Origin of the sequence: Pseudoglutamicibacter albus (genome assembly GCF_031458175.1) — a bacterium.
In the GTDB taxonomy this organism is placed as follows: Bacteria; Actinomycetota; Actinomycetes; order Actinomycetales; family Micrococcaceae; genus Pseudoglutamicibacter; species Pseudoglutamicibacter albus.
In genome coordinates this window covers 935324-954990 of sequence record NZ_JAVDXX010000001.1, presented here as the reverse complement: position 1 = coordinate 954990, position 19667 = coordinate 935324, and the positions used below count along the sequence as shown (strand labels likewise).

The following is a 19667-nucleotide window of genomic DNA, read 5'->3' as shown; positions in this document are numbered from 1 at the left end:
CATGTTGGACCGGTACGCGCGCGGGTTTTTCACGGCTCTGTTCCGTCCGCTCGTGAAAGTCCTAGCGCGGGTAGGCGCGACACCGAACCTGGTCACGGTACTGGGCTCGGTGGGCGCGGCCGTGTCCGCGGTCGCGCTCTACAGTTGGGGTCAACTGTTCTGGGGCACTGTTGCCATCACGTTGTTCATTTTCTCTGACATGGTCGATGGCCAACTCGCCCGGCACCTCGACAACCAAGCCGAATCTGGGGTAGGTCAGCCGCGCTCACACACCGAACGAGCGCTAGGGAACTTCCTCGATTCTTCCCTCGACCGGCTCGTGGATTTCACGATCTTCGGAACGCTCGCGTTCTGGTGGTTCACAGGTGGCGCGCGCCCGATGTTCGGCGCAGCAGCACTGATCCTTTTGAGCCTTGGTGGGCTCGTCTCTTATGTGCGGGCTAAGGCTGAATCGCTTGGTTTCGATGCTTCGGTCGGTTTCGTGGAGCGTTCGGAGCGTCTCGTTGTCGTGCTTGTCCTCACCGGTTTCACCGGCCTGGGATTGAATCCGTGGTGGTGGTTCGGGGGAGTCGTAGCTGTATGTATTGGCTCGGTCGTGACTCTTATTCAGCGTATTTCCAGATGTGTCGCAACCGCTCAGCGTGTGCACGGTGTGACAGATACGATGAACTAGGGTTTGGCCGATACCAGCCGTTGTTTTCCCTTCCACTCAATTTCGATGACCGAAAGGTATTGTTCGCGTGAACACTCAACCGTCCCAGCAGGCCTCCCGCGTCCGTCGTGGGCTTGCTGACCATCTGACTGGCGGCGTCATCATGGACGTCGTGACCCCTGAACAGGCTCGCATCGCTGAAGCCGCAGGCGCTAAGGCTGTCATGGCTTTGGAGCGTGTACCTGCCGATATCCGCGCTCAGGGCGGTATTTCTCGGGCATCGGATCCTGACATGATCGTTGGTATTCAGGAAGCCGTATCGATTCCAGTGATGGCGAAGGTACGCATCGGGCACTTCGTTGAGGCCCAGGTTCTTGAAGCCCTCGACATCGACTTCATCGACGAGTCCGAGGTTCTTTCCCCAGCTGACTACGAGAACCACGTGGACAAGTTCGCGTTCAAGGCACCATTCGTGTGTGGCGCGACGAACCTCGGTGAGGCTTTGCGCCGCATCAACGAGGGTGCTGCGATGATCCGCTCCAAAGGTGAAGCCGGAACCGGCGATGTCTCGAACGCGACCGGCCACATGCGTAAGATCCGCGCGGAAATCAACCGCCTGACTTCGATGGCTGAGGACGAACTGTTCGTTGCCGCGAAAGAACTGCAGGCGCCCTACGATCTCGTCGTTGAGGTCGCCCGCGAAGGAAAGCTGCCGGTGCCCTTGTTGACCGCAGGCGGTATCGCAACCCCAGCAGACGCAGCCATGATGATGCAGCTCGGTGCCGAAGGCGTGTTCGTTGGCTCCGGCATCTTCAAGTCCGGTAACCCTGAGGCTCGCGCCGCCGCTGTGGTCAAGGCGACCGCGAACTACAACGACCCGAAGGTGATCGCTGACGTATCCCGTGGTCTCGGCGAAGCAATGGTCGGCCTCAACGTAGATGAGATCCCAGTGCACCACCGCCTCGAAGACCGCGGCTGGTAGCACACACACGCCAAGCGCGCCCTTCGTCATATCGAAATGGTGTGGGTGGATGAAGTTCGTAACGTTCTGCATCTACCCACACCATTCTTTGTTCTCGACTCTGGTCTAGCCGGCTTTTATGCCTTCAGCCCGCGGCGTTCAAGCAGAGGCTCGATGCGGGCATCGCGTCCACGGAATGCGCGATAGCTTTCCAGTGCGTCGCGCGTGTTACCGCGGCTCAAGAACTCCTCACGGAACAGCTGGCCAGCGGCACGGATGTCCTCTTGCTCCTTGAACCATTCGACCGCATCGGCGTCAAGGATCTCGGACCAGATGTAGCAGTAGTAACCTGCCGAATAACCGCCAGCGAAGATGTGCTGGAAGTAGCCGGTCTTGTAGCGAGACTCGATCGAGTCCGGGTTGAAGCCAGCATCACGCAATGCTGAGTCTTCGAACCCGGCCGGGTCAGCCTCGACGTCGGTACCGGTGCGCTGGTGCCACGCGAGGTCTAGAATCGATGCGGCGAGGTATTCGCTCGTCGAGAAGCCTTCGCCCCACGTGCTGGTCGCGGTGAGTTTTTCGATCTGATCGGCAGGAAGCGGTTCACCCGTGTGTGCGTGCTTGGTGTAGTGCGGAAGAATCTTGGGGTGTACTGTCCACATCTCGTTGACCTGGGACGGGAACTCGACGATGTCGCGCCCAACGTTGGTGCCCGCCAAAGAAGGGTAGTGTGCGGCACTCAGCAGGCCGTGGAGCGCATGCCCGAACTCGTGGAATAGTGTGTTGACCTCATCCCACGTGCACAATGCAGGGTTCCCGCCGGTTGGCTTAGGGATGTTCAGCGTATTGCAGATGATCGGGCGTGAACCGGTTGCGGTAGCACCTTGGGCAAGCTCATTCATCCATGCCCCACCACGCTTGGTGTCGCGGGCGAAGAAATCGCCCACGAACAGCCCGACGGCATCCCCGTTCTCCTCGAAAACTTCCCAAATCCGGGCATCCGGGTGAGGAAGCGGAAGGTCGTGGCGTTCCGTGAACCTCAGCCCATAGACCAATCCAGCGGCACGGAAAACGCCTTCAGTCAGAACTGTGTCGAGTTCAAGGTGCTGTTGCAACAGTTCCGCGTCGACCCCATCGGACTGCGAGCCAACAAGACTCAGCCCGCGTGCGCGATCCCACGGTGCCACAGGAGCCTCGGGGGACAGAGGCTCGAGGCCGAGCGCTTCAGCGATCCGCGCATCCTCGGCGGCCGCGTTCGCGAGCGCAGGCTTAGCCAACTGCGCCAACAGATCGTTGATAGCCGAAACCGAGGTTTCCGACCGCAGAGACAGAATCTCTTCTGCATGCGTCTCAAAACCGAGCAAGCGTGCGCGCTCTACGCGCAATGCCGCGATCTGCGCGGCGATCGCAGAGCTCTTGCCGTCAGATGCACGCTGAGACGATGCCTCGTGCAACTTCTTGCGGCCTTCAGCGGTGGTCAGGATCGCTTCATCAGGTTGAACGGTTGGCAACACGAGCGAGATACGGTGGCCTTCCGCTCCCGCGGCCTGAGCTGCGGCGCGGGTCGCTTCAAGTCGGGCAGGGGAGAGGCCCGTAGCTTCCGCCTCCGTGAGGGCAGGCGCTGCATCCACGAGGTTCTGCATCGCGAGGCGACCGAACTCTGTCTGTAAATCGGTGAGCTTCGCGTTCAAGGCCTTGAGCTTTTCCTGGCCCTCAGCGTCCAGTTCCGCGCCGCTCGCGCGGAAGGATCGCATCGTGACCTCAACGAGGCGTGCCTGTTCGCCTTCAAGCGCGCCCGCATCGACCTGCTGCATCCGGGCGTACAGGCCAGGGTAGAGCGTCATTGCGTCCTGATGCGCTGCGACCATAGCCGTAACTTCAGCCTCGATAGCCTGGATTTCTTCCGTGGCATCAGCTGAGAACAGGTGGAACGCGACCGCCGTTGCACGATCAAGGGCTTCGCTTGAGAGCTCAAAAGCCTCGAACGTGTTGGTGAAGTCCGCCTCGTGCGGATCATTGACAATGGCCGCGACGGCTTTCTCTTGAGCCTCGATTCCGGCACGCACCGAGCTGCGCAACAGATCCGGGGTCACGGTAGAGAAATCAGGGAAGTTGTAATCAAGCCCGCTAGGCTCCGTAAGACAAGTCATGAAAAGACTCTTTCACACTAAGTACATCGACGCCATGCCGAGTAACGGCGCTACGGTGAGGGCAGGCTATAGAATGGTCTGACGCTAGAACTAACTGACATAGGGACGGAAGAACTATGGCTGGCCACTCCAAATGGGCGACAACCAAGCACAAGAAAGCTGCGTTGGATGCGAAGCGTGCGAAAGCTTTCGCGCAGTTCATCAAGAAGATCGAGGTTGCCGCGCGTGCTGGTGGTCCGGACCTAGAAGGTAACCCGGCTCTTGAAGTCGCCGTGAACAAGGCGAAGAAGAACTCCGTTCCTAACGACAACATCGACCGTGCGATCAAGCGTGGTGCCGGGCTGACTGGTGAGGTCATTGACTACACCGAGATCATGTATGAGGCACGCGGTCCGCAGGGCTCGGCTCTCTTGGTGCACTGCCTGACCGATAACCGCAACCGCGCGGCCTCTGAGACTCGCGTGGCGATCACCCGTAACGGTGGCACGATCGCCGACCCGGGTTCGGTCAACTACCTTTTCAACCGTAAGGGTGTCGTGGTGGTCCCTGAGGCTGATCACACCGAGGATTCCCTCATGGAGGTTGTCCTCATGGCTGATGTTGATGCCGAGGAGATCACCAAGGTCGGCGATTCTTTCACCATCGTTTCGGAGCCTTCGGAGCTGCAGTCAGTTGCTCACGCGCTGGATGAAGCCGGTGTCGAATACAGCTCTGATGAAGTCGAGTACGTGCCGACGATGAAGGTTGAGCTGGATGTGGATGCGGCCCGCACGTTCGTCAAACTTGAGGAAGCGCTCGAGGAGCTCGATGACGTGCAGGCCGTGTACTCGAATGTCGATATGACGCCTGAGGTCATTGAGGCGCTAGGCGAGGAGTAGAGACTGTTGCATTCGGTTCGCGTAACGGCTTCCGAGGTGGTTGGTGCGTGCGCGTAGCAGGAGTTGATCCAGGGCTGACCCGTTGCGGGTTGGCCCTGGTTTCTGTTGGTACTGACCGCACAGCAACGCTCGAGGACGTGCGGGTGATCGGTTCCCCGTCTGAGGTTGCCTTGGACCACCGTCTGCTCACGATTTCTGAGCGGATTGATGAGTGGCTGGATGAATTCCGGCCTGATGCTTTGGCGATTGAGCGCGTCTTCACTTACACGAACGTCTCTACGGTGATGGGTACCGCCCAGGCGATGGGCGTGATCATTGCCGCTGCCGCGCGCCGCGGCATTCCGGTTGCCTTACACACCCCGACTGAGGTCAAAGCCGCTGTGACCGGTAGCGGCCAGGCTGATAAACAGCAAGTGGGGCGGATGGTGACCAAGATTCTGCGCCTAGCGGCCGCCCCGAAACCAGCCGATGCGGCCGATGCGATAGCGATCGCGTTGGCTCACGGGTGGCGTGGGGCTGACCCGGCATCCAAGGCGGCGGCTTCAGCATCGAATCAAAGTGGTGTGGCCCCAGCACAGCGAGCCTGGCTCAAGGCGCAGGCTCAGGCCGCTAATAATGCGGCGCGTGCGGAGTCTGCTTTGCGGGCGCGTGCACGTAAGCCGCGTGGTTGACCGTGCTGGCTCGTGAGCGCTGTGACACGGGGCGTATCTAGCACACATACGGATAGTTCGAAGATATATTCGGATAGACTTCTCGTATCACTCTCCGTGTTTGTGGTGCTCTCTTATGTGTGAGGCGTGCCGTCGGCGCGCTGTTATGTCCGTGAAAGGTTGTTCGTACCCATGATTTCTCAGCTTCGAGGCACCGTTACGACGTTGAACCTGAACTCGGTGGTTCTTGATGTGGGCGGAGTGGGCTACCTCGTCAACGCGGTTCCGCGGACGTTAGGGGAACTCACGGTAGGTCAAGAAGCCACTCTTCCAACGAGTTTGGTGGTGCGTGAAGATTCGATGACTCTCTACGGTTTCACTAGTGCACGTGACCGGGACGTTTTCGACATCATCACGAGCGTTTCAGGGATCGGCCCGAAACTGGGTTTAGCTATTTTGGCGGTTCACTCTGCAGAAGAGCTCGCCGCGGCTGTTCAGAACGAAGACACGAAAGCGCTGACCCGCGTTTCGGGTGTGGGCCCTAAATCGGCAAGCCGAATTATCCTTGAACTCAAGGGCAAGCTGACGCTCTCGGCGGATGCTACTGCCACTGCCGCCCCGGCCGCCCAGACCGAAGCCGAAGCGTTGGCTCAAGCCGCCGAGGCCCAAGTGGTCGAGGGTCTCACAGGCCTGGGGTGGACTGAGAAGGAAGCTAAGAAGGTTCTTGCAGCCACGCTCAAGGCACAACCGGAATTGGCCGGGGCCTCGGTTCCAGAGCTGTTGCGCGCTGCATTGCGGGGCGTGGGGGCCGGGACCGGAGTGCGCTCGTGAGCATGCCGGAACGGTCTTGAAACTACTGTTGAGAAGCTAGGGGAGAGGAACGTAGCAAGATGGCATCAGATTCCTCGCGCGGTCTGGTGGATGCCTCCGGAGAGCCGGAGGAACGCGCGCTCGAGGCTGCGATGCGGCCCAAGAACTTCGATGAATTCGTGGGCCAAGCACGTGTTCGCGAGCAACTTTCCCTCGTACTTGAATCCTCGAAGCTGCGTGAACGGGTTGCCGATCACGTTCTGCTCTCCGGGCCTCCAGGCTTGGGCAAGACGACGCTAGCCATGATCGTTGCCGCGGAGATGCAAGCACCGCTACGCATCAGCTCCGGTCCAGCGATCCAAAACGCAGGGGACCTGGCTGCGATCCTCTCTTCGCTATCTGAAGGCGAAGTTTTATTCCTGGATGAGATCCACCGTCTAGCCCGCCCAGCAGAGGAAATGCTCTACCTTGCGATGGAAGACTTTCGCGTCGACATCGTGGTCGGCAAGGGTGCTGGTGCCACAGCTATCCCATTGGATCTTCCTCCGTTCACTCTGGTGGGTGCGACCACGCGTGCCGGTCTTTTGCCAGGACCTCTGCGTGACCGTTTCGGGTTCACCGGCCACCTGGACTTCTATTCGGTTGAAGAACTTGAAATGGTTCTGCGGCGCTCGGCAGTCATGCTTGATGTGCGCTTGACCGATGACGGCTATCAGCAGATCGCTTCACGTTCACGCGGAACCCCGCGTATCGCTAACCGGCTCCTACGCCGTGTCAGGGACTGGTCGCTTGTACACCGCATCGAGCGGATCGATGCGGTTCAAGCCGCAGCGGCCCTGGACATGTATGACGTCGATGAACGTGGACTGGATCGGCTCGACCGTTCAGTTTTGCAAGCGTTGTGCACCAAATTCGGTGGCGGGCCCGTCGGCTTATCAACACTTGCGATCTCGGTGGGGGAGGAAACCGAAACTGTCGAGGAAGTAGCTGAGCCCTATCTTGTGCGCGAAGGCCTCCTCGGCCGAACCGCACGCGGACGAATAGCAACCCCAGCGGCATGGGTGCACCTAGGCCTGACTCCGCCGGAGGGTGCTCCTGGCGCCCTACCTTCGGGGGAGCAGGATCCCGGCGGGACTGCCCGCCTCATCTGAAGAATCGACCGAGCTGGAGAAAGCATTGGCCTATCTATTTCTGTCTTCCAGCAACCGATAGTGCCGTCCCAGAGTTACGGCGTGAGCTTGCAGTTACTACTTCTGCTTGCCGGGGTAGGTTAGGCTAGATCGGTGTTTTCCTTGCGCCTGCAATGCGCGCGCGAGGGTGTGCAGCGATATCGATAATGTGAATTGAGGATGCCACGTGATCTCCGCGCAGCAGATTTTGGCTGAAGGTCAGCAAGGACAGGCCGGGGGTATTAGCCCTCTTCTTTTGATCATGGGCCTCATGGTCATTTTCTTGGTCTTCACGATGTTCCGTAACCGCAAGCGGATGCAGCAAGCTCAGCAGGAACGTGAGACTAAGCTCGTCCCGGGTGCAGAAGTTATGACGACCGCCGGTATCTTCGGCACGGTCGTTGACACCTTCAAAGACGAGAACAAGGTGCTCTTGGAACTATCTCCAGGTAACCGTGTCATGTTCCACGTCCAAGCGATCGCTCAGTTCCCAGAAGACAACTCGACCCATGAGGCTTCGCAAGAGGACAACCAGGGTGACCTCGACGGTTCGGAAGGCCCAGATAAGCGCTAAGAACCAGCAGCCCAGCGTTGCGAACCGATGCACTTCACACGCTGAGGCAGATACCTAGTCTTTATTCATTCATTGCTCACGTGTGAGAGAAACCTTTATGTCAACAACTAGCCCCAAGCGGCAGGCTCATAGCGCACTGATCTGGCTCGCGGTGATCCACCTCGTGCTGATCGGTGTGCTCATCGGTGGTGTTGTCGCAGGAAAAACTGGTGCGCTTCCTAAGCTTGCGCTGGACCTTGAGGGCGGTACCGAGATGGTGCTGACCCCTAAACTGGATGACCCGAACAAGCAGGTCACTTCCGAGCAGCTTCAGCAAGCGGTCGAGATCATTCGTCAACGCGTTGATGGCACTGGTGTTGCTGAAGCTGAGGTCACCACGCAGAACAACCAGAACATCGTGGTTGCTATGCCTGGCATCCCAGATGAGAAGACACGTAACCTCATCAAGTCTTCCGCGCAGATGCAGTTCCGGCCAGTGATCGCGGCAAACCAAGACATCACGGCGACGCCAAAGAAGGACCTCACACCGATCAAAGACATCCCAAAGCCTGAGGGTAAACCGCAGAACGGTTCTGATGATCGGTGGGTCACCCCTGAGCTTTTGCGTAAGTTCCAGGCGTGGGATTGTGCCGCTGAGCTCAATAAGAAAGACCGCACGACGTTCAAGGCTGAAGAGCCAGCTATTGCGTGTGAGATGGACCCGCCGTTGCAGGCTAAGTACCTCTTGGGTCCGGTTGAGGTTTCCGGCTCTGACATCACCGATGCCGAGGCACGTCCTGAACAGAACTCGCAGGGCTTCACGACCGGTGGCTGGGAAGTTGCGTTGACGTTCAACAACAAGGGCGCTGAGGCGTTCAAGACGGTCACCCAGCGTTTGACGTCAGCTCAGCCGCCTAAGAACCAGTTCGCGATCGTGTTGGATGGCCGCGTGGTTTCGGCTCCGCAGTCGCTGGCCGTCATTTCCGATGGCCGCTCTTCGATCACCGGTAACTTCACTCAGGAATCGGCTCAAGAGCTCGCCGAGCAGCTGCGTTACGGTGCCTTGCCGATGAGCTTCAACATCCCGACCGAAACCCAGGTTTCGGCCAAGCTCGGTGCTGATCAGCTCAAGTCCGGTATGATCGCTGGCTTGATCGGCCTGGTCTTGGTGGCTGTTTACTCCTTCTTCCAGTACCGCGTTTTGGGTCTGGTGACGATGGCCTCGCTCATCATCATGGGTACGCTGACCTATCTCGCGATTGTCTTGTTGGGGTGGGGCGCGAACTATCGGTTGTCTCTGGCTGGTGTTGCCGGCTTGATTGTCTCGATTGGTCTGACAGCTGACTCGTTCATCGTCTACTTTGAACGTATCCGTGATGAGTTGCGTGAAGGCCGCAGGCTCCAGCAGGCGATCGAAACCGGTTGGAAGCGTGCTCGCCGAACCATTCTGGCTTCTAAAGCGGTCAACATTCTGGCAGCCGTTGTTCTGTACTTTGTTGCTGTGGGTAACGTCAAGGGCTTCGCGTTCACCCTGGGCCTGACAGCTGTTGCGGATATTTTCGTGGTGTTCTTGTTCACGCACCCGATGTTGCAGTTGCTCAGCCGTATGACTTTCTTCTCTGAAGGTCACAGGCTTTCCGGTCTGGATCCGCGCCTTTTGGGCGCTGAGCCGCTGTATGCCGGGGCGGGCCGAGTGCGTGTGCGCCGGCAGAGCGGTGAAGCGAAGCAGGCCGGCAAGCACGGCGGCGGGGCTAACCGTGAGGCTCAGCGTCGCATGACGATCGCTGAGCGGCGCCGGGCTGAAGAGCTTGCTGCGCGCGAGAGCGGTAGGAACGCAGATACACGCAAGGTAGAGGAGAACTGACGTGGCGAAGTTAGCAACGTGGGGTAACGAGCTCTACTCCGGTAAGCGTTCGTATCCATTCATCGGCAAGCGCAAACTCTGGTTTGCTATCGCGCTCGTTCTGATCGTGCTTTCGGTCTTGGTTCCGGTTGTGCGTGGCGGTTTCAACCTGGGTATCGATTTCCGTGGTGGCAACGAGTTCCAGGTGGCCGAGGCCCACAAGACTGACCCTAAGCTCGGTGACGACGCCGCCGGCGAGGTCGTGCCGGATAAGAACGCACGGACGACGCATCTGGCTGCGACCACGATGCGCGTCCAGACTGACCCGCTCACCGGTCAGCAAGCCGACGACTTGAAGGAAGCACTCGCGAAAGCATACGAGACGGATGCTTCGAAGGTCTCTGTCTCAGCGATTGGCCCGACATGGGGCGCTGATGTCTCGCGCCAAGCGGCGATCGGTTTGGTCGTGTTCATGGTCTTGGTTGCTTTGCTGATGGCGGTGTACTTCCGGACCTGGAAGATGTCGCTTGCCGCAATCGGCGGCCTGATCGTCGTCATGATCGTTACTGCCGGGATCTATGCTGCAGTCGGTTTCGAAGTGACACCGAGTGCGGTCATCGGTTTCTTGACGATTCTTAGCTACTGTCTCTATGACACCGTGGTGGTCTTCGACAAGATCCGTGAGAATACCTCTGACGCCTCCCTCAAGTACGTCATGACCTTCGAGGAGAAGGTCAACCGTGCTGTGAACCAGACCCTGGTTCGCTCGATCAACACCTCGGTCGTTGCGATCCTGCCAGTCGGCTCGATTCTGTTCATCGGTTATTGGTTGCTCGGCGCGGGCACGCTCGGTGACCTCGCGCTTGCGTTGTTCGTCGGCATCATCGTCTCGACGTTGTCCACCCTCTTCATCCAGGCACCGCTGTACTATCAGCTGCGCAAGAACGATGAAGAGATCAAGGAGCTCGACGCTGAGGTCCATGACAACCGCAAGGATTCAGAGGCAGCGCTGGCCTGATACGCGTATTCACCACTAGCTGGGAACGGTGCCGAACGCACCGCGTGACGGAACACCTCGTGAGACTCACCGGTTCACGAGGTGTTCCGTTTCTGTTCTGTGGTCTAGACTGACCCAATCACCGTATTGTGTACATACAGCCAGGCCTTGCGCTTGGTAGCAGAGGAGGAATCGCTGCCATGGCGCAACAGCGAGTGGGTGAACAGCAACCAAGGCGGGGAAGGTCGCTTTCGCGTCTGATCCGTTTCTCAGGCCGGTCAACGTTTCCGGCGGCCCCTCCCATCCTTGAGCCCCTGCTACGTACCGTGCGTGCGCAACATCCGGAAGAAGATCTTTCACTCATCACGCGCGCCTACGATGTCGCTGCACGTTGGCACGAAGGCGTGAAGCGGAAATCCGGGGATCCCTACATCACCCACCCTGTGGCGGTCGCAACGATCCTTGCGGAGATGGGGCTCACTGGCCCTACGCTGGCGGCGGCGCTGTTGCATGACACGGTCGAGGACACCGAATATTCGCTTGAAGCACTGCGCAAGGACTTCGGCGATGAGATCGCTCTGCTCGTGGACGGGGTCACCAAACTCGATAAGGTCACCTACGGCGAGGCCGCTCAGGCAGAGACGGTCCGGAAGATGATCGTCGCGATGTCCCAAGACATCCGTGTACTCATGATCAAGCTTGCCGACCGAATGCATAACGCCCGCACATGGCGTTACGTCAACCCTGAATCGGCGTCCCGTAAAGCCCGGGAAACCCTCGAGATATACGCTCCGTTGGCCCACCGTTTGGGGATGAACACCGTCAAGTGGGAGCTTGAGGATCTTTCTTTCGCGGTTTTGCACCCGAAAGTGTATGAAGAGATCGTGCGCATGGTGGGCGCCCGCACGCCTGAACGTGAACGGTATCTTTCCGAAGTTCGGCAAGCGATCGAGGCGAATCTCTCTGAAGAGAAGATCAACGCGGTCATCACGGGCCGGCCTAAACACTATTACTCGGTCTATCAGAAGATGGTAGTCCGGAAGAAAGAATTCAACGAGATCCACGACCTCATGGGTGTTCGGATCCTGGTTGACTCCGTCAAAGACTGCTACGCGGTCTTGGGCATCATCCATTCGCATTGGAACCCGCTTCCCGGCAGGTTCAAGGACTACATTGCGATGCCTAAGTTCAACATGTATCAGTCCTTGCATACCTCCGTGATCGGTCCCGGCGGCCGTCCCGTCGAGGTGCAGATCCGCACCCACGAAATGCATAAGCGTGCCGAATACGGTGTAGCCGCACACTGGAAATACAAGCAAGGCTCTGCAGAGAACGATAAAGAAACCAACATCAACTGGCTCAACCGGTTGGTGGCCTGGCAGAAAGACACTGAGGATCCAGATGAGTTCCTCGATTCCTTCCGTTATGTCATCAACTCCGCTGAAGTCTATGTCTTCACCCCGGCCGGTGAGGTGCGTTCGCTGCCACTGGGTTCCACACCCGTGGATTTCGCCTACGCGGTCCACACGGATGTGGGGCACAGGGCCGTTGGCGCTAAAGTCAATGGGAAACTTGTTCCGTTGCATACACCGCTCAACAATGGCGATCAGGTTGAAATACTGACCTCGAAGGCAGAAAACGCCGGCCCGTCACGCCATTGGCAAGACTTTGTCGCCTCACCACGAGCCCGCACCAAGATTCGGCAATGGTTCTCCAAGGAGCGCCGCGAGGAAGCGATAGAAAAAGGCCAGGATCTGCTCTCTAAAGCGATTCGTAAGGCTGGGCTCCCGCTCCAGAAGCTCATGACGGCAGAGATCCTCACAGCGGTTGCGAAAGAGCTTCACTACAACGACATCACTGGTCTGTACGCGGGCCTGGGCGAAGGCCACGTCTCTTCCAAGAACGTGATGGAGCACATCACGAGCCTGACGGGAGAACCCGAGGTAGCTCAGCCTGAACCAGGCATGAACTTCACCTCGGACCAAAACCAGACGCGTGGCTCACAGCCGAGCTCTTCCGGGGTTATCGTCCAGGGCTCACGTGATGTTGTGGCTAAGCTGGGCCCGTGTTGCTCGCCGGTGCCACCGGATGCGATCAAAGGCTTTGTAACACGCGGCTCGGGCGTCACGGTACACCGTTCAGCGTGCCCGAACATCGCTAATCTGAGCGGTCCTGAAGCCGAGCGGATTGTCGATGTCGCGTGGGATCCTCGTTCCCACACCGTATTCACGGTAGAGATCCAGGTTGAGGCACTCGACCGGCACTCGCTTTTGAGCGACGTCACCAAAGTGCTCTCGGAGAACCACGTCAATATCTTGTCTGCGAACCTGTGGACCACCAAGGACCGGACCGCGATTTCACGTTTCCGTTTCCAGCTGGGGGAGCCGGACTTCATGAGCCATATCTTCGCTGCAATCCGCCGGATTGAAGGCGTCTATGATGTCAGCCGGGTGCTAGGTGGGGCCTCAGAAGAGCGGCGCTAATCTCCCGCAACCGCCGCCGCACGAGGGTCTGACGCTTTGTACCTAAACGAGCGAATCGATCGCTACCGTCCAACAAGCGGTCCATATCGACTGGCTTGATGTCTTCTAGCTCGAGAGTTTGTGTTACCTGATCCCCAACCGTTGGATTGGGATCCTTCAGGGTTCGTTGCCAGCCCATCGCGATACGTTCTGGAATATCACTGAGTAACCGAGCGACTCGAGGCGCTGGCACATCAGCATCGCGCGCAATCGCAGCCGTTAACTCGACAGCGACCGTCAACGGTGTCACGACCCTGACCCCTTCAACATATGCGATGTCTCGTTGGCTGAGGTTCAACGGATCGATATAAATATTGAGCCCACCAATGTTCCTGAAGCGTCTACTGTGCACGCGCGCCCGCACGTTGAGGCTCGTTGGCGGCTTGCCACCGAGCCACGCCCACAACGCAGTCTGGTGATCGAAGACCGTATTCTTGATGCCGTCTTCAGCCAAGGCCACTTGGAAACGGTAGAGTGCGGCCCACCGCACCATCGGACGGTGGCTGACCGATAAACGGGCATAGAGCGGGCCCACAACGTGGCGGATTAGGTCATCACGAAGAGCCGCCGCAAGCTCGGCTTCAGTGAGGTTCTCACGCATCGCATCCCATAAGGGAACCTCGCAGAGCCGGCTACGCGTGGCAGGTAGCGGTAGGAGATCTTTGCGAGGCGGTGGAAGATCAGGAAGAGGCAGGTCGCGATCATTCTGGGTTGGCGTCATGCATTCATGGTGCGTTCCAGCGTCCAGATACGACAAGGGCCCGGCGCTGTCCTGTGGACAACTCCAGGCCCTTGCGCTAGCGGAGATCTACCGGGGTAGGGAATCTCGAGCTACCTCAACATTTTCTTAGCCCAGTTCGGCGGCTGAACGCTTCACGGTCTCAAGCCACGCACGGCGTGCATCTAGTGCTTCCTGAGCCTTAGCGACCTTCCGCTGATCACCGCTTGCCTGGGCGCGCTCGAGGTCAGCTTCCAAATCAGCGATCGCGTCTTCAAGCTGCTGCAACATCGAGTTCGAGCGAGCCTTCGTCTCCGGGTCAGTGCGGCGCCATTCGTCTTGCTCCGCTGAGCGAACAGCGTCTTCAACCTGGCGCAGGCCGGCTTCGATGCGGTGCATATCGGAACGTGGAACCTTGCCGGCAGCTTCCCAGCGGTCGCGGATCGAACCAAGTGCACGCTGTGCCTGCTTGAGGTCCTTCACTGGAAGGATCGCACGGGCCTCCTCCAGGAGGGCTTCCTTAACCTTGAGGTTTTCGGCGTACTCGGCGTCGATCTTATCGTTAGCCTTCTTACGTGCATTGAAGAACACGTCTTGGGCGGCACGGAAGCGGGTCCACAACGCGTCATCGTCCTTACGCGATGCACGCGGTGCAGCCTTCCACTCGGACATGAGCTTGCGGTACTCGGCTGAGGTAGCACCCCAGTCAGTCGAGTTCTGCATGCTTTCGGCGCGGCTGATCAAGTCTTCCTTGATGCGCTTAGCTTCAGCATTGCGGTCATCGAGCTTGGAGAAGAAGGTGCGGCGGTTCTTATCGAATTTGTTGCGTGCAGAGCGGAAACGCTTCCACAACTCGTCCTCGGTAGCGCGAGCCAAGCGGTGGCCGTTCTTCTGGGCGGCCTTCCACTCGTCGAAGAGTTCAGCCATGCGCTGCGATGCGCTCTTCCACTGAACCTGCTCGGCCGGTTTAGCGGCAAGGTCTTCGGCTTCTGAAACGATCTTCTCGCGGGCGGCTGTGGCTTCGGCGCGCAGCTGCTCAGCGTTGGCGCGCTCGTGCTGGCGCAGGTTCTCGATCGCTACACGCAGGTTCTCGACACGGGACTCCAGCATCGCGATGTCGCCCACGACGTCGCGAGCTTTGACGCGCTCATCGATCGCGTTGAGGGCCTTCGGCATCTCAGCGGTTGGGGCTTTGGCTACAACGCGCTGTTCAAGCAACATGATCTCGCCCAGCAGCTCGTCGTATTTGCGTACAAAGTAGGCGAGTGCTTCATCTCCAGTCGCGTCAGGATATTGGCCCACTGCATGCTCATTGCCGTCAACGATCACGAACACATGACCGTCATCGGTGACTCGCGCAAACTTTCGTGCCTCTTCCAAGCTAGTGGCTGGCACCTGTGGGGCTGGGATCACCGTGTCCTTAGCGGTTTCCTTTCCTGCGATCATCGAAGGGGTAGGGGCCTTCGGGGTCGCTGGGGTTGGGGTGCCGCTTGGGGCTGGGTTCTGCTGTGCAGGCTGCGCATCTGTTGCGGATGCGTTCTCCGTGGCTTGCTGGGAGGTGTTCTCCTGTGCCGCGGTTTCCTGGGAGTGAGGCTGCTGTTCAGTCAACGGTCAACACTTTCGCTCAAGTTTTGAGACTGCCACGCCCACCGGGCCGTTGATGCCGGTGCATGGGAACGGTCCAGGGGAGAGGCACACACGTACGCACCAGATTCTACCCGGGTTTTAGCCTTGTGACATTAGTTCTGACGCAGTTGAGTGTGGACACTGAATTCCGGTGCGTTGCGCAACGCGCGTGCTCCCAGGTTCTCCCAGCTGGCTGCTGGCTTTAGAATGAGAGGCGTCTTGTGCACAGTCGTGCACGTGTGAGAGTTGCTTCCGCTGGTCAGTGCGTGAGCTGGTCAGTGCGCGAGTTTTGTTGTGAGGAGTCACGAGATCATGTCCCGTAAGTTGTCCCTAACTGGTTTTCCTGAATGGCTTCCGCAGGAGCGGATTGTGGAGAACCATGTTCTGGATACCTTGCGGGAAGTGTTTGAGCTTCACGGCTTCTCCAATATTGAAACCCGCGCTGTGGAGACGGTCGGGACGCTGCTGAACAAGGGCGAGATCGACAAAGAGGTCTATGGTGTCTCGCGTCTTGCTGACGAGTCACCTGCCAGCGTGAATGACCCGAACGCGCTTGCCCTGCACTTTGACCTGACGGTCCCGTTTGCCCGTTACGTTACGGATAACGCCGGCTACCTCACATTCCCGTTCCGCCGCTATCAGATCCAGAAGGTGTGGCGTGGTGAACGGCCTCAGGATGGTCGTTTCCGTGAGTTCACTCAGGCGGATGTCGATGTTGTGGGCGATGGCGAACTCCCGTTGACCTATGACCTCGAGTTGGCGTTGGTGATGGCCGATGCGCTTGAGCGTTTGGAGCTGGGTGACTTCGAGGTGCGGGTCAACAACCGCAAGCTTTCCGAGGGCTTCTACCGCGGCATCGGCGTCGAGGATCCAGCGGCGGTATTGCGCGAGATCGACAAGCTCGAAAAGATCGGCGCTCAGAAGGTTCATGAGGCACTCACTGCTCAAGGGTTGAACGATGACCAGGCGCAGAAGGCGTTGAAGCTTGCCTCGATCAAGTCCGCGGACGCTTCTTTCGCCCACGAGGTTGAAGCCCTCGGGGTTGAACACGAGCTGTTGAACGAGGGACTTGCTGAGCTGAAGTCGTTGATCGAGGTCGCATCCAAGATCAAGCCTCACCGCATCGTCGCTGATCTCTCTATTGCCCGCGGCCTGGACTACTACACGGGCACTGTCTATGAGACGACATTGATCGGGCACGAATCCCTCGGTTCGATCTGCTCCGGTGGCCGCTACGAATCCCTAGCCACCAAGGGTAAGAAGAACTATCCAGGCGTTGGGCTCTCGATCGGGGTTTCCCGCCTTGTATCGCGTCTGCTTGCCACTGAGCATCTGGTGGCGCACCGTGCCGTCCCTACCGCGGTGCTCATGGCACTTCCAAGCGAGGATGATTTCGCTGAAGCCGTCGAAATCGCTGAAATGCTGCGCTCACGAGCAGTGGCGACCGAGATCATGGGTAAACCCGAGAAGTTCGGTAAACAGATCCGTCACGCTGACCGCCGAGGTATCCCGTACGTGTGGTTCATGTCCAAAGATGCTTCCGGCAACCGTGTGCACGAAGTCAAAGACATCCGTTCAGGTGAGCAGGTTACCGCCGACCCACACACCTGGATGCCGGCGCAAGTTGATCTTCGGCCCACGGTAGGCCCGAGCGCCGATGCCAGCTCGCGCTGATCAGCCATTAGACTGATTCGTAGTTAATTCATCACTGCCGACTAGGTTTCTCTGTAGACAACCGGCCCACCCCAGCGTGTACGTCGCCTAACACCGTGACGAGTGAACGTATAGCAAGGTGGACCGCTGAAAGGATTTCATCACCGTGCTCCGTACTCATGACGCCGGTTCCCTCAACGCCTCGCTCGTGGGGCAGACCGTGACGCTTGCTGGTTGGGTTGCTCGTCGCCGTGACCACGGCGGTGTCGCGTTCCTCGATCTGCGTGACGCCTCCGGTATTGCTCAGGTGGTTGTTCACGATGAGGAGACGTTCTCGCCACTGCGTAACGAGTTTGTTGTGAAAGTCACCGGTGAAGTCAAGGCACGCCCCGAGGGATCCGAGAACCCGAACCTCGCCTCCGGTGAGATCGAAGTTCATGCTGACACTCTTGAGGTTTTGAACGCTTCAGCAGCGTTGCCGTTCCAGGTTGACGAACACGTCGAGGTCGGCGAAGAGACCCGCCTGCAGTACCGCTACCTGGATTTGCGCCGCCCCAAGCCAGCCGCGAACTTGCGTTTGCGTTCCGAGGCCAATAAGGCTGCTCGTCGTGTGCTCGAGGAACGCAACTTCCTCGAGGTAGAGACCCCAACGATGACCCGTTCGACCCCAGAGGGAGCGCGCGACTTCATCGTTCCTGCGCGCCTTGCTCCAGGTAAGTGGTACGCGTTGCCGCAGTCGCCTCAGCTGTTCAAACAGCTACTGCAGGTCGGTGGCGTGGAGCGCTACTATCAGCTGGCGCGTTGCTACCGTGACGAAGATTTCCGTGCAGACCGCCAGCCTGAGTTCACCCAGCTGGACATCGAAGCATCCTTCGTTGACCAAGAAGACATCATCGCTTTGGGTGAGGCGATCGTGAAAGAACTGTGGAAGCTCATCGGCGTTGAAATTCAAACCCCGATCCCACGCATGACCTATCAGGAAGCGATGACCAAGTACGGCTCCGATAAGCCAGACTTGCGCTTCGATAACCCGATCACCGAACTCAAGGAGTTCTTCAAAGACACCGAATTCCGGGTGTTCCAGCAAGAATACGTCGGGGCCGTGGTCATGCCGGGTGGGGCGTCCCAGCCGCGCCGTCAGCTCGATGGCTGGCAAGAGTGGGCCAAGCAGCACGGCGGCAAAGGCCTAGCTTATGTATTGGTTCAAGAAGACGGTGAGCTCACTGGCCCCGTGGCTAAGAACCTCACCGACTTTGAGCGTGAGAACCTTGCTGCGAAGGTCGGCGCGAACCCTGGAGACTGCATTTTCTTCGGGGCTGGCCCAACCAACTCGACCCGTCAGCTTCTGGGGCAAGCCCGCGTCGAAATCGCGCACCGGACCGGCATGATCAAGGACGGCGACTGGGCGTTCGTCTGGGTTGTTGATGCCCCAATGTTCATGTCCACCGCTGAAGCTGTCGCTGAGGGCGATGTCGCGGTCGGCGAGGGTTCCTGGACCGCGGTCCACCACGCTTTCACTGCACCGAAGCCTGAGTTCCTCGACACGTTTGACACCGACCCAGGCTCGGCACTGACTAACGCATACGACATCGTGTGCAACGGCAACGAGATTGGCGGCGGATCGATCCGTATCCACCGCCGTGACGTTCAAGAACGCGTGTTCAAGGTCATGGGTGTGGATGAGAAAACACAGCAGGAGCAGTTCGGCTTCCTGCTGGAGGGGTTCAAGTACGGTGCGCCCCCACACGGCGGTATCGCTTTCGGTTGGGACCGCGTGGTCTCACTGCTAGCAGGTGAAACCTCGATCCGTGAAGTCATCGCGTTCCCGAAGACCGGCGGCGGATTCGATCCACTCACGGCAGCACCGGCGGAGATCACGCCTCAGCAGCGTAAAGAAGCCGGCGTGGACACCAAGCCTGAAAAACAGAAGAAGGGCGCTACTGAGTCTGGTCAGTAAGTGTTGCCACTAGAGAGCGAGCTCGGCTGAGTCGATGATCAAGGTGACCGGTCCGTCGTTGGTGAGGTTGACCTCCATCTCGGCCCCGAACACGCCGGTTCCGACCTCTAAACCGAAACCACGAAGGGTAGCGGCGACCTCTTCATAGAGATCCACAGCAGCCTCAGGGCGGGCGGCCTTCGACCATGAAGGCCGCCTGCCCTTTCGCACATCCCCGTAGAGGGTGAAGTTACTGACCACGATGACCGGCGCCTGCGCGGTGACCGCGGACTTTTCGGCCTCCAGAATGCGAAGGTGCGCGATCTTCGAAGCGACAGCTGCGGCTTCGGCGTGTCCGTCATCGACCGCAACCCCGAGCAGAACCACAAGCCCCTGGCCTTCAAACTCGGCCACCACATGGCCCTCAACCACAACGCTTGCGTTCTTGACCCGCTGCACAACCGCGCGCATATCCAACCTCTCTACATCTCTTCGATAGAGCCCCGCCGTGAAGCAGCGGCGCCTTCAATACCTTGCCCTAAGCGTAAC

At 58.8% G+C, this 19667-nt stretch carries 16 protein-coding genes; 12 read left to right on the top strand and 4 right to left on the bottom strand.

Features of this window, described 5'->3' with window-relative positions:
* Position 1 precedes the first annotated feature (1 nt).
* On the top strand, positions 2-673 hold the full coding sequence (pgsA, locus tag J2S67_RS04180) for a phosphatidylinositol phosphate synthase (RefSeq protein WP_310246603.1): 672 nt from the start codon (positions 2-4) through the stop codon (positions 671-673).
* Positions 674-740: 67 nt separating this feature from the next.
* Entirely contained in the window at positions 741-1634 is an 894-nt protein-coding gene (gene pdxS / locus J2S67_RS04175; RefSeq protein WP_035755125.1) for a pyridoxal 5'-phosphate synthase lyase subunit PdxS, read from the top strand.
* 116 nt (positions 1635-1750) lie between these two features.
* Here pdxS and J2S67_RS04170 read toward each other — a convergent pair whose 3' ends face one another.
* Positions 1751-3763, bottom strand: a complete 2013-nt coding sequence (locus tag J2S67_RS04170) for a M3 family metallopeptidase (protein WP_310246600.1) — start codon at positions 3761-3763, stop codon at positions 1751-1753.
* Between the two features lie 116 nt (positions 3764-3879).
* On the opposite strand from J2S67_RS04170, the gene J2S67_RS04165 reads away from it, so the two are divergent.
* From J2S67_RS04165 to J2S67_RS04130, 8 genes are all read left to right on the top strand, one after another.
* On the top strand, positions 3880-4641 hold the full coding sequence (locus tag J2S67_RS04165) for a YebC/PmpR family DNA-binding transcriptional regulator (RefSeq protein ID WP_035755130.1): 762 nt from the start codon (positions 3880-3882) through the stop codon (positions 4639-4641).
* A 47-nt stretch (positions 4642-4688) separates the two neighbouring features.
* Positions 4689-5312: a crossover junction endodeoxyribonuclease RuvC gene (gene ruvC / locus J2S67_RS04160; RefSeq protein WP_052048306.1), complete on the top strand. Its 624-nt coding sequence runs from the start codon at positions 4689-4691 to the stop codon at positions 5310-5312.
* A gap of 171 nt (positions 5313-5483) precedes the next feature.
* Positions 5484-6122 carry a Holliday junction branch migration protein RuvA gene (gene ruvA / locus J2S67_RS04155; RefSeq protein WP_035755132.1) on the top strand — a complete coding sequence of 213 codons (639 nt, stop codon included), beginning with the start codon at positions 5484-5486 and terminating at the stop codon, positions 6120-6122.
* 59 nt (positions 6123-6181) lie between these two features.
* Entirely contained in the window at positions 6182-7252 is a 1071-nt protein-coding gene (ruvB, locus tag J2S67_RS04150) for a Holliday junction branch migration DNA helicase RuvB (protein WP_310246594.1), read from the top strand.
* A 205-nt stretch (positions 7253-7457) separates the two neighbouring features.
* Positions 7458-7844, top strand: coding sequence for a preprotein translocase subunit YajC (gene yajC / locus J2S67_RS04145; RefSeq protein ID WP_052048308.1), 387 nt, complete (start codon positions 7458-7460; stop codon positions 7842-7844).
* Between the two features lie 97 nt (positions 7845-7941).
* Positions 7942-9687, top strand: coding sequence for a protein translocase subunit SecD (gene secD / locus J2S67_RS04140; RefSeq protein WP_310246590.1), 1746 nt, complete (start codon positions 7942-7944; stop codon positions 9685-9687).
* Between the two features lies 1 nt (position 9688).
* On the top strand, positions 9689-10684 hold the full coding sequence (secF, locus tag J2S67_RS04135) for a protein translocase subunit SecF (RefSeq protein ID WP_035755136.1): 996 nt from the start codon (positions 9689-9691) through the stop codon (positions 10682-10684).
* 179 nt (positions 10685-10863) lie between these two features.
* A complete protein-coding gene (locus J2S67_RS04130; RefSeq protein ID WP_310246586.1) occupies positions 10864-13146 on the top strand; it encodes a RelA/SpoT family protein in 2283 nt (760 codons plus the stop codon).
* On the opposite strand, the gene J2S67_RS04125 is transcribed toward J2S67_RS04130, so the two are convergent.
* Positions 13106-13906 carry a hypothetical protein gene (locus J2S67_RS04125; protein ID WP_141739888.1) on the bottom strand — a complete coding sequence of 267 codons (801 nt, stop codon included), beginning with the start codon at positions 13904-13906 and terminating at the stop codon, positions 13106-13108. The genes J2S67_RS04130 and J2S67_RS04125 overlap by 41 nt on opposite strands.
* 126 nt (positions 13907-14032) lie before the next feature.
* Entirely contained in the window at positions 14033-15511 is a 1479-nt protein-coding gene (locus J2S67_RS04120; RefSeq protein WP_310246582.1) for a DUF349 domain-containing protein, read from the bottom strand.
* 330 nt (positions 15512-15841) lie between these two features.
* On the opposite strand from J2S67_RS04120, the gene hisS reads away from it, so the two are divergent.
* Both hisS and aspS read left to right on the top strand, forming a co-directional pair.
* A complete protein-coding gene (gene hisS, locus J2S67_RS04115; RefSeq protein ID WP_070492234.1) occupies positions 15842-17203 on the top strand; it encodes a histidine--tRNA ligase in 1362 nt (453 codons plus the stop codon).
* 145 nt (positions 17204-17348) lie between these two features.
* Positions 17349-19139, top strand: coding sequence for an aspartate--tRNA ligase (gene aspS / locus J2S67_RS04110; protein ID WP_310246579.1), 1791 nt, complete (start codon positions 17349-17351; stop codon positions 19137-19139).
* A 9-nt stretch (positions 19140-19148) separates the two neighbouring features.
* Here aspS and dtd read toward each other — a convergent pair whose 3' ends face one another.
* The gene (gene dtd, locus J2S67_RS04105) at positions 19149-19589 is read right to left on the bottom strand and encodes a D-aminoacyl-tRNA deacylase (RefSeq protein ID WP_070508012.1); all 441 of its coding nucleotides are present in this window, start codon (positions 19587-19589) and stop codon (positions 19149-19151) included.
* Positions 19590-19667: the final 78 nt, after the last annotated feature.

What these genes read in the sequence shown, in the direction of transcription:
- pgsA (WP_310246603.1), top strand. Translation starts at nt 2, where the DNA reads ATGTTGGACCGGTACGCGCGCGGGTTTTTCACGGCTCTGTTCCGTCCG.
- J2S67_RS04170 (WP_310246600.1), bottom strand. Translation starts at nt 3,763, where the DNA reads ATGACTTGTCTTACGGAGCCTAGCGGGCTTGATTACAACTTCCCTGAT.
- J2S67_RS04165 (WP_035755130.1), top strand. Translation starts at nt 3,880, where the DNA reads ATGGCTGGCCACTCCAAATGGGCGACAACCAAGCACAAGAAAGCTGCG.
- ruvA (WP_035755132.1), top strand. Translation starts at nt 5,484, where the DNA reads ATGATTTCTCAGCTTCGAGGCACCGTTACGACGTTGAACCTGAACTCG.
- ruvB (WP_310246594.1), top strand. Translation starts at nt 6,182, where the DNA reads ATGGCATCAGATTCCTCGCGCGGTCTGGTGGATGCCTCCGGAGAGCCG.
- secD (WP_310246590.1), top strand. Translation starts at nt 7,942, where the DNA reads ATGTCAACAACTAGCCCCAAGCGGCAGGCTCATAGCGCACTGATCTGG.
- J2S67_RS04130 (WP_310246586.1), top strand. Translation starts at nt 10,864, where the DNA reads ATGGCGCAACAGCGAGTGGGTGAACAGCAACCAAGGCGGGGAAGGTCG.
- J2S67_RS04125 (WP_141739888.1), bottom strand. Translation starts at nt 13,906, where the DNA reads ATGACGCCAACCCAGAATGATCGCGACCTGCCTCTTCCTGATCTTCCA.
- hisS (WP_070492234.1), top strand. Translation starts at nt 15,842, where the DNA reads ATGTCCCGTAAGTTGTCCCTAACTGGTTTTCCTGAATGGCTTCCGCAG.
- dtd (WP_070508012.1), bottom strand. Translation starts at nt 19,589, where the DNA reads ATGCGCGCGGTTGTGCAGCGGGTCAAGAACGCAAGCGTTGTGGTTGAG.